This is a genomic window from Clostridium guangxiense, assembly GCF_021043395.1.
Classification (GTDB): Bacteria; Bacillota; Clostridia; order Clostridiales; family Clostridiaceae; genus Clostridium_S; species Clostridium_S guangxiense.
In genome coordinates, this window is sequence record NZ_JAJNKE010000004.1 from 14,185 (window position 1) to 27,658 (window position 13,474).

Below are 13,474 nucleotides of genomic sequence, written 5' to 3' on the forward strand. Positions count from 1 at the left end.
TTATATAAAATTATTTATTTCACTTTGCATCTTAGAAGGGGTTTGATACATATGGAAAACGAAAAACATGATCTTATGAGAACTATTCAAATTAAATTTCCAAGATTAAGTAAAGGCCAAAAATTAATAGCTGAATATATATTAAAGCATTATGATAAAGCTGCATTTATGACAGCATCAAAACTTGGTATAAGTGTAGGTGTAAGTGAATCTACGGTAGTTAGATTTGCAAATGAGCTTGGGTTTAGTGGTTATCCAAAGCTTCAAAAGGCACTTCAGGAGCTTATAAAAAATAAACTTACAACTGTTCAGAGAATAGAGCTTTCAAATGCTTTTATATCAGAAGAAGATTCTCTAAAAGGTGTTTTAAAAGCTGATATGGAGAATATTAGGGTAACACTTGAAAAAATAAATCAAAATACATTTAATGAAGTTATAAACTCAATATTTGCTGCGAAACGTATATATATAATTGGGCTTAGAAGTTCTACAGCACTTTCTGAATTTCTTGGATTTTATTTAAATCTTATTTTGGACAATGTGCATGTCATAAACTATGGTATAAGTGATATATTTGAACAAATTATAAATATATCTTCAGATGATCTTTTAATAGGAATAGGTTTTCCAAGATATGCAGCAAGAACAATAGAAGCTTTAAGTTTTGCAAAATCAAGGTCTACAAAGGTAGTAGCTATAACTGATAGTTTACTTTCTCCGCTTGCTACAGAAGCAGATTATACACTTATAGCTCAAAGTAATATGGCATCCTTTGTTGATTCCTTAGTTGCACCTTTAAGTGTTATAAATGCACTTATTGTAGCAGTTGGATTGAAAGAAAAGCATAAAATTTCTAAAACCTTTAGTGATCTTGAAAATATTTGGGAAGAATATAGAGTATACTCATACAAAAATATGGAAGATAAATAATAATAGATATTTTATTATAAACATATAAAAATTAAGAGGAGTATATGATATACTCTTCATTTTTATTTACAATGATTTTAAAGAAGGTGGATTAATGAACACAGTAATTGTTATAGGTGGCGGTCCTGCTGGAATGATGGCTGCAATTACAGCTGCTGAGAAAAATAATGTTATATTAATAGAAAGAAACGAAAAACTAGGTAAAAAATTATATATTACAGGTAAGGGAAGGTGTAATATAACAAATTATAAAGATATAAGTGAATTCTTTGATAACATCCCTGGAAATCCTAATTTCTTGTACAGTGCGCTGTATTCTTTTACTAATATGGACACAATAGGTTTTTTTGAAAATTCAGGAGTAAAGTTAAAAAAAGAAAGAGGAGATAGAGTTTTTCCTGTTTCCGATAAATCTTCTGACATAATACATGTGTTTCAAGAAAAAATAAAAGAAAAGCAAATAAAGGTTATGTTAAACACAAGAGTTAAGGAGGTAAACTCTAATGGCAAAAATATACAAAGCATTGTTACTGACAAAAATGAAATAATAAAAGGTGACTATTTTATTATTTGTACAGGTGGAATGTCTTATCCTCAAACAGGTTCAACAGGTGACGGGCTTAATTTTGCGAAAAAACTTGGTCATAATATAGTAAAAACCGTTCCATCCCTTGTTCCAATAGAAGCAGATGAAAGCTGGATACCGGAGCTTCAGGGACTTTCTTTAAAAAACGTTGATTTTACAATAAAAAAGGATAAAAAGGTTCTTTATCAAAATTTTGGTGAAATGCTTTTTACACATTATGGAGTAACTGGTCCTATTGTACTTAGTGGAAGTAGAGTTGTAAATTTTAACAATAAGCTTAAGGGAATAATAAATTTAAAACCAGCCTTAACTGAAACTGAGCTTGATAAAAGGATTCAAAATGACTTTATAAAATATACAAATAAAGATTTGAAAAATGCGCTTAATGACCTATTGCCACACAAATTAATACCGATAATTATCTTATTGTCAAAAATAGATCCTGATAAAAAAGTAAATGCAATAACTAAGGAAGAACGAAAGAATTTAGTCCATTTGCTTCAAAATTTGGAATTTAATATAAAAGGCTTACGTCCTATTGCTGAGGCTATAATTACTGCTGGAGGTATCAATGTAAAAGAAATTGATCCTTCAACAATGAAATCTAAACTAATTAGTAACTTATATTTCTGTGGAGAGATTATAGATGTGGATGGATATACTGGAGGCTTTAATTTACAAATAGCATTATCAACAGGTTATCTAGCTGGAATAAATGTAGCTAATTGAAAAATATGATAATTTTAGACTTTAATTGCCTTTATATTTATTAAGATGTAATTAAAGTTTGTAAGAAAAAAATTATATTTTGTAGAAATTTTAAAGGGTTTTTTTTATTTATATAGAATACATTAATGTAATAGTATTTCTTTGGAAAGGCGGAATACGTTTTGAATTTAAGTATAGCGATAGATGGTCCTGCTGGTGCAGGAAAAAGCACGATAGCAAAACTTGTAGGTAAAAAATTTAATCTTATGTACATAAATACAGGATATATGTATAGGGCAGTTACCCTAATGGCAATAAAACATAATATACACTATACAGATAAAAAAAATTTATGTAAATTAATTGATTCGCTTTCTATGCATTTTGAAAATGACAGAATTATAGTTGATTCTAAAGATATAAGTGATAGGATAGTTATGCCTGACATTAGTAAAAATGTTTCAAATTATGCTGCCGTTTTGGAGGTTAGGGAAAAACTTGTCAGTATACAAAGAGCTCTTTCAGAAAAATATAATGTTATAATGGATGGAAGAGATATAGGAACTGTAGTTCTTAAAAATGCAAAATTTAAGTTTTATTTAACAGCTTCTCCAGAAGAAAGAGCGAAAAGACGATATGATGAACTCACGAAAAAAAATGTTGAAGTTAATTATAATGATATATTAAACGACATAAAAAAGAGAGATTACATTGACTCTAATAGAAAAGCAAGTCCATTAAAAAAGGCGAAAGATGCTGTGGAAATCGATTCTTCCTTTATGAGTATTGAAGATGTAGTTAATTACATTTCTAAATATATTACAGATAGAACGTAATATAATTATAGTGAAATCATGGTAAAATTAAATTATATAGATTTTAGTGGAGATGGTTTCACCATAGAAAAAGGTGGTACTATAATAGTATGAGGGAAATAATATTTGCAGAAAAATCCGGTTTTTGCTTTGGAGTAAAAAGAGCTGTTGAAACTGCTCTAGAAACAAGAAAGAAATATGGTAAAAAAATATATACTCTTGGTTCTTTAATTCACAATAATGATGCAGTTAATTATCTTAAAAATAAAGGTATATATCCTATTGAAATAAGTGATCTAGATTTTTTAAAACAAAATGATGTTATAATAATAAGATCACACGGTGTGCCAAAAAGTACAATCGAATTATTAAATTCAAAAGGTATTATAATAGTAAATGCTACGTGTCCTTTTGTTTCAAATATTCATGAAAAAGTAAAAAAATATAACGAACTTAAGTATGATATAGTAATTGTTGGTGATGAAAAACACCCTGAGGTTATAGGAATTAACGGATGGTGTGACAATAAAGCGTATGTATCTAAAGACGGAGATAATCTTAAAAATTTGAAATCTAAAGTATGTATTGTTTCTCAAACTACAGAAAAACTTTCTAATTTACAAAAAGTAGTCTCAAAGGTTGTTAAAATTTCAAAGGAAATAGCAGTGTTTAATACTATTTGCAGTGCTACTTCCGAAAATCAAAAAGCTGCAGATGAGCTTTCTAAAAAAGTAGATTGTATGGTTGTTATTGGTGGAAAGCAAAGCTCAAATACCAGAAAGCTTTATGAAATATGTAAAAGCAATTGTAAAGCTACAATTCATGTAGAAAATTCAGGTGAAATACCTGATGAAATAATAAAAAACAAAAACTATTTAAAAATAGGTGTAACAGCTGGAGCTTCAACACCTGATTGGATTATCGAGGAGGCAATTGATAAAATGAGTGAAAATAATACAGTTACTGAAACAAACAATGAAATGGCTGATGCTATGAAATTTATAGCCGAAAATGAAAGTAAAATTTATGCTGGCGCCCATGTAAGTGGGGAAATAATTCAGGTATCAGAAAAGGAATTATTTTTAAATATAGGCTACAAGCGTGATGGTATTATACCAAAAAGTGAAACAGAATGTTCTAAAGAAAGTCTAAAAGATGTATATAAAGTAGGAGACAATATTTCTGCCAAAGTAATTAAATTAAAAGATGATGATAATTACGTGGTTTTATCAGTAAAAGAAATTCAAAGAGAAGAAGGTTACAAAGAAATAAAGGATGCTTTTGAAAACAAAACAAAACTAAATGTAAAAGTTAAAGAGTCAGTTAACGGTGGAATAATAGCTCTTTATAAAGGAATTAGAGTTTTCATACCTGCATCTCATATAGAATTATTTCATGTAGAAAATCTTGATCAATATATTGGCAAGGAACTTGAAGTTGAAATAATAGAATATTCAACAAAGAAGAAACAAAGCAAAATCGTAGGTTCAAGAAGAGAAATATTAAAGAAAGAAAAAGAAGTAAAAGAAGAAACAGTATGGAATGAATTAGAGCAGGGACAGACAGTAGAAGGAGAAGTAAAAAGATTAACTGATTTTGGTGCTTTTGTTGACATTAAGGGTATAGATGGACTACTTCATGTTTCTGAAATATCATGGGGAAGAGTCAACAAACCAGCTGATGCTTTAAAAACAGGAGATAAGATTAAGGTTTATATATTAAGTATTGATAAAGAAAACAAAAAATTATCACTTAGCATGAAAAAGCTTATAGAAGACCCATGGAATAATATAGAAGAAAAATATCCAGCCGGTTCAGTTGTTCTTGGAAAAGTTGTAAGGTTTGCTAACTTTGGTGCTTTTGTAGAATTAGAACCTGGTGTTGATGGACTTGTTCATATTTCTGAAATAAGCCACAAGAGAATTGCAAAACCATCAGAAGTTTTAACTATTGGTGAGGAAGTAAAAGCCAAAATAATAGATGTAAATGGAGAAACAAAGAAAATTGGCTTAAGTATAAGAGAAGTAGAAGAATAATAATTACTAAATGCGTGCAAAATGATAATAAGCACGCATTTTTTTATTTCAAAATAGTTATAACTTTAAATTAACCATAATATATTTTAATGTACACTAATTGTGGAGGAAATACTATGGTTGATTATAGAAATGCTGAGTTCGTTGAAATCTTAAAAAACAAAGAACTTAAAATGATAAATAAAGTCATTAGCAAATATGATTTTACCGTAATTGATATTAAAAAGGTTAGAAGTGCCTACAAAATTGAAACAGACAAAGGTATGTTTTGCTTAAAAAGGATGAGACATGGCACTAAAAAAGCCTATAATGGAAACTACTTAACCTCTGAGCTTAAGAAAAATAACTTTTATAATACGGCTGGTTATATTAAAACCACAGATGGCAAATTTTTTATTCATCATAAGGGATATGTTTTCTACGTTACTGAATGGATAAACGGTGAGGAGTGTAACATGAATGATATAAACGAAACCGTCAATTGTGCTAAATTACTTGCTAATTTTCATTCAGCATGCAAAAATATTGATAAATCTAAACTTTATATAGAAAGTAATACTAAAAATTTAATGACTTTTTTTATGCGCTGTGTAAATGACATGAGAAGCTATAAAAGACTCATAAGCTCAAAAAAACTAAAAAATGGATTTGATGAAGAATATGAGAAACTTATTGATAGGTACTGCGATATAGGTTTACTATCTATAAAGCTTTTAAATGAATCATCATACTTAAGCTTTTTAAAAAATTATGATAAAAAGAAAACAATATGTCATGATAGCTTTTATTATCAAAATATAATAAAAAAGGATGATAAATATTATATTATAGATTTGGATAGTATAGTTATAGATTTTGAAATAAGCGATCTTGGAAAAATGATTAGAAGGCTTATGTTCAAAAAGGAATACAATTGGGATTTTGAAAAAGCTAAATTAGTAATGGAAGCATATATGTCAATAAATAAACTTACCAGAGAAGAACTTCAAATAATGCTGGCTATTATAATTTTTCCACATAAGTTTTGGAAATTGGGTAAGAAAAGGTATGTAAAATGTAAAAACTGGACTGAAAAGAAATATATAAAAAGGCTCAATAAAATAATAGACGCAGGTGAATTTCAGGATAAATTTATACAAAAATATATTGATTACTTAAAGAAATACAATTATAATTGACATAAAAATGTTATTATTTATAATTTTTGTAAGAGGTAAATATGTATAGTTGTGAGGTTTTGAATAAGTACAATCTTAAATACTTAATATCTTTAAATTCTAAAAGATATAATTTTAATAAGCTTAACATGGATTTTATGGATGAATTTAAAAAAGATAATATGCTAAAAAAAATCCTGGTAAAAAGAAATGTACATTTGCTTAAATATAATAATAAATACATAGGCTTTATTTGGGTTAAAAAAGAAAACTCGAAAGAAACTTACAATATAAATTGTATGGAAATTTGTAAGGAATTTTTTTCAGATATTAATGCTTATAATTTACTCTTAAAGTCATTTAAATCTGCTAAAGCTTTTGTATATAAATGTGAAAAGAACTTATATAATTACTCAATATTAAAAAAGCTTAATTTTGAGGAAATAGAAGGTAACTTTGAGCTTGAAATAAATCTTGAAAAGTATTTTAATCTTAGATATTTTCAAAATGTTAAAATTGAACCCTTAGTAAAATCCAAAGAAGAAGGAATAAGATGTTACATTCAAAATGAAGTGTTTCATAAAGATGGACGTATACCAATTTCTATTGATGATATATATTATGATGAAACTCAAAATTATTACATTGATGATGGATCGCTTTTTATTAAGTTAAATAATGAGGCTATAGGATATGGTCAGCTTATATTTAAAGATGATAGGCCATTTGTCGTTAACTTTGGGCTTTTATCTGAACATAGAGGAAAGGGTTACGGAAAATATTTTCTCCAGTATATACTCAATTATATAAAATTAATTGGATATAAAAAAGCTTATATTAATGTGGACATAAATAATTATGTTGCTATTAATTTATATAAATCGATTGGATTTATTGAAAGCAAAGAATGCTGCCTTTGGAAAAAAACTATAATGGAAAGGAATGATTAATAAAAAATATTAATTGTTCTTTTTTATTTTTATAGGAACTTATAAATGAATCCAAACTGCCAGGACATAAAAGTCCTAGCAATTTTTATTAAATGCTTTCATTGTGAGTCCTTGTTTAACAAGCCATCTATTGGAACATGTAATGATTTAGTATAAAATAATCTTTCGCCCGGATACTTTTCAAAATAACATAGATCGCATATAGAATCACTTTTTAACAGCGAAGCTTCATTATTTTCTTCATTTTCAAGAAGTTTTGCATCATACATATGAAAAACCTCCTTTTTCGTTTTTTTAATACATCTTTAGTATTTTCAAAAGTTTAAAAGTTATTCATTTTAAATTATAATTTAAATTCTTCAATAATCAGACTATATATGATATAATATTAAATTGACGTTTTATAAAATTTTATATTATATGTTTTAATAGGAGGAAATATGAGTAATAAATTTTATATAGAAACATGGGGTTGTCAAATGAATGCTGAAGACTCCGAAAAACTTTCAGGAATGCTAAAGAAACTCGATTACACTAGTACTGATAATAAAAATGAAGCTGATCTTATTATATTTAATACCTGCTGTGTTAGAGAAAATGCTGAGCTTAAGGTTTTTGGAAATCTAGGAGTTTTGAGAAAGCTTAAAGCAAAAAATCCAGATTTAATAATAACGGTATGCGGCTGCATGATGCAGGAAAACAAAATGGCTGAGGATATAAAAAAGAGATTTCCTTTTGTAGATATAATAATGGGAACTCATAATATTCAAATGTTCCCTTCATATTTAAAAGAAGTTAAGGAAAATAGAAAGTCAGTACTTGAAATATGGGATAAAGAAGAAGATATAATAGAAGGTCTTCCAATTGACAGAGATAGTGAAATAAAAGCTTTCGTAACTATTATGTATGGCTGCAATAATTTTTGTACATATTGCATAGTTCCATATGTAAGAGGAAGGGAAAGAAGTAGAAAACCTTCTGATATAGAAAATGAAATCAAAAAACTAGTTGTGGAAGGATACAAGGAAGTAACTCTACTTGGTCAAAACGTAAATTCTTATGGAAAAGGCCTTGAAGAGGAAATTAATTTTGCAGAACTTTTAAGAAGGATAAATAAAATTGAGGGTCTTGAAAGAATAAGATTTATGACATCTCATCCAAAGGATTTAACTGATGATGTTATAAAAGCTGTAGCAGAATGTGATAAAGTATGTGAGCACATACACTTACCTGTTCAATCTGGTTCTTCAGAAATAATGAAAAAAATGAACAGGCATTATGACAGGGATTACTATATGACTTTAATTAAGAAAATAAAAGAACAAATTAAAGATGTAGCCATAACTACAGATATAATAGTTGGTTTTCCTGGAGAAACTGAAAAAGACTTTGAGGATACTTTAAGCTTAGTTGAAGAAGTAGGCTATGATTCAGCATTTACTTTCCTTTATTCAATAAGAGAAGGTACCCCTGCTGCAAACCTTAAAGATCAAATTCCAGAAGATGTAAAACATGAAAGATTCAATAGATTGGTAGAAGTTGTAAATAGAATATGCGCAGAAAAGAACAAGGAATATGAAGGTAAGATTGTACAAATTCTGGTAGAAGGAAAAAGCAAAAATGATGACGGAAAGTTAATGGGAAGAACAAGAACAGGTAAGCTTGTTAACTTTGCAGCTTCAGAGGACAGTATAGGTAAACTTATTAACGTAAAAATAACAAAAGCTCAATCTTTTTCTTTGGTAGGAGAAGAAATTTAATTATTGAGGGATGATATACTTATGGGAATGACTCCTATGATGCAGCAATTTTTAAGTGTAAAAGAAAATTATAAAGACTGCATTCTTTTCTTTAGAATAGGTGACTTTTATGAAATGTTCTTTGAAGATGCTGAAACTGCCTCAAGAGAACTAGAGCTTGTTTTAACAGGAAAGGACTGCGGTCTTAGCAAAAGAGCGCCTATGTGCGGTGTACCTCACCATGCATATGCAATCTATGCGAGTAAATTAATATCAAAAGGATATAAGGTTGCAATAGCAGAGCAGCTTGAAGATCCAGCTTTAACAAAAGGTCTTGTAAAAAGAGATGTAATAAAGGTGCTTACACCTGGAACTTATACAGATTCGTCTTTTCTTGAAGATACTAAAAACAATTATATTATGTCAATTTATATAGAAAAAGATAATGCTTCAATGTGCTTTGCTGATATATCTACTGGAGAATTTAAATGCACTGAAATTAATTATGAGCCTGACTTAATATATAATGAAATATCGAAGTTTTCACCAAAAGAAATATTGATTCAGGATACTATTGATTCAAAATTAATAAAAAATATGAAGGAAAGATTTTCAGTATCCTATACAGAACTTGAAAATAAGTATTTTAATGAATTTGCAGAAAGTAATTTAAAAGCACAGTTTTCTAATTACAATGAAATAAATATGGATTTGCTGCTTAAAAGCTGTGCTAACGGACTTCTGCGTTATATAATGGACACACAAAAAATAATGCTTACTCATTTAGACGAAATAGAATATTATAATGTCATTGATTTCTTAAGCATAGATTTAAATTCTAGAAGAAATTTGGAACTTACTGAAACTTTAAGGGATAAAAACAAAAAAGGCTCACTATTATGGGTGCTCGATAAAACTAGCACTGCTATGGGAGCAAGGCAGCTTAGAAAATGGGTTGAACAGCCGCTAATAGAGGAAAATAAAATAAAAAATAGGCTTGATGCTGTGGAAGAATTATTACAAAATGTAAATGCACACGAAGATTTAAAGGAAGATTTAAAACAAATATATGATGTAGAAAGACTTGCTGGAAAAATATCATCTAAAAGTGTAAATGCCAAAGAGCTTTTATCGCTTAAAAGTTCTATAGAAAATCTTCCTACTATAAAGCAACTAATGAAACAGTTTAAATCTGAATTTCTAATGAATATGGAAAAAAATCTTGATGATTTAAATGACATATATGTTTTACTAGATTCTGCTATATCCACTACTCCTTCTTTATCTGTAAAAGAGGGTAATATAATAAAAGATGGCTATGATGCTGAAGTAGATGAACTAAGACTTGCAAAAGCTCATGGCAAGGAATGGATAGCTTCTCTTGAAACGAAGGAAAAGGATGAAACAGGAATAAAATCTTTGAAAGTGGGATATAATAAAGTTTTTGGATACTATATAGAGGTAACCAAATCAAATTTGAATCTTGTACCAGAAGGACGATATATAAGGAAACAAACCCTTGCAAATTGTGAACGATATATAACTCCTGAACTTAAAGAAATGGAAGAAAAAATATTAGGTGCAGAAGAAAAACTTGTATCCTTAGAATACGATATTTTTGTAAAAGTACGAGATGAAATAGAAAAACAAATCGACAGAATAAAATTAGCTGCTAAGATTTTATCTAAAATTGACTGCATAAGTTCTTTTGCAGAGGTGGCTCGTGAAAATAACTACTGTAAGCCTGTAATTAAAGATCATGGTGAGATTAAAATAAAAGAGGGAAGACATCCTGTTGTAGAAAAGGTAATACCGCACGGAACTTTTGTTTCTAATGATACAGAAATGGATACAAAAGAAAACATGCTTATGCTTATTACAGGGCCTAATATGGCTGGTAAATCTACATACATGAGACAGGTAGCTCTCATAGTATTAATGGCTCAAATGGGCAGCTTCGTTCCTGCAAGTGAAGCTGAAATATCCATATGTGATAAAATATTTACAAGGATAGGAGCCTCTGATGATCTTGCAGCTGGTAAGAGTACTTTTATGGTAGAAATGTGGGAAGTATCTAATATACTAAAAAATGCTACTAATAAAAGCCTTATACTTTTAGACGAAGTTGGCAGGGGAACCAGTACCTATGATGGACTTAGTATAGCTTGGTCTGTGATAGAATATATATGTGCTAATGAAAAAATGAAGTGCAAAACTCTTTTTGCTACACATTATCATGAACTTACAAAACTTGAAGGAATAATAAACGGTCTCAAAAATTATTCAATAGCTGTAAAAAAAGTTGATGATGACATTATTTTTTTAAGAAAAATAATAAAGGGTGGAGCAGATGAATCTTATGGAATAGAAGTTGCAAAGATAGCTGGAATTCCTAATGATGTTATTGTTAGAGCAAGAGAAATACTAAAAGAACTTGAGAATAATAACAAAAATGAGGTAGCAGCTGACAAAATTGTAAATAGTCATGATATTGTAAAACCTAAGGTGACAAAAAAAGAACAAAGTAAACTTCAAATTGATTTTAGTGATATAGAGAGAGATAATTTAATTAAAGAATTAAAAAATACTGAAATTCTTGAAATGAACCCTATTGAATGCATGAATAAACTATATGACTTTATAAAAAAGGCTAAAGATATAGATTAAAAATTACAAATGTACAGTAAAGAAGGGAAGCACTTTGAGAAGAATAAATTTATTAAGCGAGGAAACTTCAAACAAAATTGCCGCAGGTGAAGTTATAGAAAGACCTTCATCAGTTGTAAAAGAACTAATTGAAAATAGCATTGATGCTGGCTCAAAAACCATAGGTATAGAAGTAGAAAACGGTGGAGAAACTCTTATACGAATAGTTGATGATGGCGTAGGAATTTACGGCGATGATATTGAAAAAGCCTTTATGCCTCACGCTACAAGCAAAATTTCTAAAATAGAAGATATATATTCTATAAACACACTTGGATTTAGAGGCGAAGCTCTTCCTAGTATCGCCTCTGTATCAAATACAATTTTAAGATCAAAAATTCGTGAAAGTGAATTTGGAAGAGAAATATCAATAAGTGGTGGCAGTATAAATTACGTAAAAGACTGTGGCTGCAGCATAGGAACAACTATCGAAGTTAGGAATTTATTTTACAATGTTCCAGCTAGAGCAAAGTTTTTAAAGTCCCCACAAAAGGAAATGGCAGCTATTTCAGATATAGTTAATAGATTAGCTTTATCTCACAGCAGTATATCATTTAAACTAATTAATGGTGGTAAAAAATCTATAACTACATATTCTACAGATAAGCTCATTGATACAATAAGAGAGATATATGGTAAAAAAATAGTTGATAATGTAGTTTATTTTGAAAGGCATTCGGATTTAGTTTCTGTCCATGGTTATGTTGGAAATGCAGAAATAAGCAGGGGAAGCAGAAACAATCAAAGCATATTTATAAATAATAGATATATAAAAAATAGACTTATAACCACAGCTATTGAGAATGCAGTAAAATCCTTTACTATGATTAATAAATTTCCTTTTTTTATAATTTTCTTAGATATTTTTCCGGAATTTGTAGATGTAAATGTTCACCCTACAAAATCTGAAATAAAATTTAGAAATGAAAGGGAAATATTTAAAATCGTATTTGATACCGTGCATGAAGCTTTAAGGGAAAGTGTAAAGGACAGTTTTAAAATTGACGCTGTAGTAAAAGAGGAAAATGCTATAAATGAACTTAAAAATGATGTAAGAGATGAAAATATAAATGTTGTGCAGCTGCCAATTGATTTAAAAAATTCTGTAGATGAACAAAAGGTTCAGGAAGCCCAAAACGATAATATTACTTATAAATTAGAAACTTCTTACTCTAAACCAGAAAATAAAGCAGTGCCTTCCTATGATTTTGTTAAAGAAAGCAAAAATGAAGAAAAACCAGTTTTGAAAAAGGAACCTAAGTTTGAAAAGTTAAGAGTAATAGGACAATTTGATAATACGTATATCTTAGCAGAAGGAGTTAAATCATTTTATATAATAGATCAACATGCAGCTCATGAAAAAGTACTTTTTGAAAAGTATAGAAATGAAATAAAAGATAGAAGTGTAGTATCTCAAATAATGATAACACCTGCAGTTATTGAATTAATACCATCAGATTATGTTTATTACATTGAAAATAAACATATATTTGAAAATGCGGGATTTAAGAGCGAAGATTTTGGAGATAATACAATAATAATAAAAGAAGTTCCTATGTTTTTAGGGAAACCTTATGCTAAAGATATGTTTTTAAATATACTTGATAATCTTAAAGATATGGGTAGTGGAGAAACCATTGAAGTAAAATATATGAAAATAGCAACATTAGCATGTAAGGCTGCTATTAAAGCATATAATGAGTTAAGCATGGCTGAAATGGAGAAGCTTGTAGATGACCTAAGATATCTTGATGACCCATTTAACTGCCCCCATGGTAGGCCTACTATAATAAAATATACAATAACTGATTTTGAAAAAAGATTTAAAAGAATTCAATAGAGTTAAA

Annotated in this window: 10 protein-coding genes; 9 read left to right on the top strand and 1 reads right to left on the bottom strand. The window is 28.7% G+C overall.

All coding sequences use genetic code 11. The annotated features are described in order from the left end of the window. Positions 1-51 precede the first annotated feature (51 nt). The 6 genes from LQK79_RS04385 (at position 52) to LQK79_RS04410 (ending at position 7,182) form a co-directional block, all read left to right on the top strand. Positions 52-930 carry a MurR/RpiR family transcriptional regulator gene (locus LQK79_RS04385; protein ID WP_053242204.1) on the top strand — a complete coding sequence of 293 codons (879 nt, stop codon included), beginning with the start codon at positions 52-54 and terminating at the stop codon, positions 928-930. Between the two features lie 94 nt (positions 931-1,024). Then, positions 1,025-2,245 (top strand): BaiN/RdsA family NAD(P)/FAD-dependent oxidoreductase, encoded by a 1,221-nt coding sequence (locus tag LQK79_RS04390; RefSeq protein WP_231015690.1) that lies wholly within the window; start codon positions 1,025-1,027, stop codon positions 2,243-2,245. A gap of 161 nt (positions 2,246-2,406) precedes the next feature. Beyond that, entirely contained in the window at positions 2,407-3,060 is a 654-nt protein-coding gene (gene cmk / locus LQK79_RS04395) for a (d)CMP kinase (RefSeq protein ID WP_231015691.1), read from the top strand. An 89-nt stretch (positions 3,061-3,149) separates the two neighbouring features. Then, positions 3,150-5,075: a bifunctional 4-hydroxy-3-methylbut-2-enyl diphosphate reductase/30S ribosomal protein S1 gene (locus tag LQK79_RS04400; protein WP_053242202.1), complete on the top strand. Its 1,926-nt coding sequence runs from the start codon at positions 3,150-3,152 to the stop codon at positions 5,073-5,075. A 116-nt stretch (positions 5,076-5,191) separates the two neighbouring features. After that, positions 5,192-6,253 (top strand): CotS family spore coat protein, encoded by a 1,062-nt coding sequence (locus tag LQK79_RS04405; RefSeq protein ID WP_231015692.1) that lies wholly within the window; start codon positions 5,192-5,194, stop codon positions 6,251-6,253. Positions 6,254-6,312: 59 nt separating this feature from the next. After that, the gene (locus LQK79_RS04410; protein WP_231015693.1) at positions 6,313-7,182 is read left to right on the top strand and encodes a GNAT family N-acetyltransferase; all 870 of its coding nucleotides are present in this window, start codon (positions 6,313-6,315) and stop codon (positions 7,180-7,182) included. Between the two features lie 98 nt (positions 7,183-7,280). Here the strand turns inward: LQK79_RS04410 and LQK79_RS04415 are convergent, their stop codons facing one another. Next, positions 7,281-7,451 (bottom strand): hypothetical protein, encoded by a 171-nt coding sequence (locus tag LQK79_RS04415; RefSeq protein ID WP_157055737.1) that lies wholly within the window; start codon positions 7,449-7,451, stop codon positions 7,281-7,283. Between the two features lie 171 nt (positions 7,452-7,622). On the opposite strand from LQK79_RS04415, the gene miaB reads away from it, so the two are divergent. From miaB to mutL, 3 genes are read left to right on the top strand one after another with little or no spacing between them, the layout of a single operon-like run. After that, positions 7,623-8,942 (top strand): tRNA (N6-isopentenyl adenosine(37)-C2)-methylthiotransferase MiaB, encoded by a 1,320-nt coding sequence (miaB, locus tag LQK79_RS04420; protein WP_053242097.1) that lies wholly within the window; start codon positions 7,623-7,625, stop codon positions 8,940-8,942. 21 nt (positions 8,943-8,963) lie between these two features. Further along, positions 8,964-11,588, top strand: coding sequence for a DNA mismatch repair protein MutS (gene mutS / locus LQK79_RS04425; protein WP_231015781.1), 2,625 nt, complete (start codon positions 8,964-8,966; stop codon positions 11,586-11,588). A 34-nt stretch (positions 11,589-11,622) separates the two neighbouring features. Further along, on the top strand, positions 11,623-13,467 hold the full coding sequence (gene mutL, locus LQK79_RS04430) for a DNA mismatch repair endonuclease MutL (protein ID WP_231015694.1): 1,845 nt from the start codon (positions 11,623-11,625) through the stop codon (positions 13,465-13,467). Positions 13,468-13,474 lie beyond the last annotated feature (7 nt).

Coding starts and splice junctions, on each gene's coding strand:
- LQK79_RS04385 (WP_053242204.1), top strand. CDS start 52: ATGGAAAACGAAAAACATGATCTTATGAGAACTATTCAAATTAAATTT.
- LQK79_RS04390 (WP_231015690.1), top strand. CDS start 1,025: ATGAACACAGTAATTGTTATAGGTGGCGGTCCTGCTGGAATGATGGCT.
- LQK79_RS04400 (WP_053242202.1), top strand. CDS start 3,150: ATGAGGGAAATAATATTTGCAGAAAAATCCGGTTTTTGCTTTGGAGTA.
- LQK79_RS04405 (WP_231015692.1), top strand. CDS start 5,192: ATGGTTGATTATAGAAATGCTGAGTTCGTTGAAATCTTAAAAAACAAA.
- LQK79_RS04415 (WP_157055737.1), bottom strand. CDS start 7,451: ATGTATGATGCAAAACTTCTTGAAAATGAAGAAAATAATGAAGCTTCG.
- miaB (WP_053242097.1), top strand. CDS start 7,623: ATGAGTAATAAATTTTATATAGAAACATGGGGTTGTCAAATGAATGCT.
- mutS (WP_231015781.1), top strand. CDS start 8,964: ATGGGAATGACTCCTATGATGCAGCAATTTTTAAGTGTAAAAGAAAAT.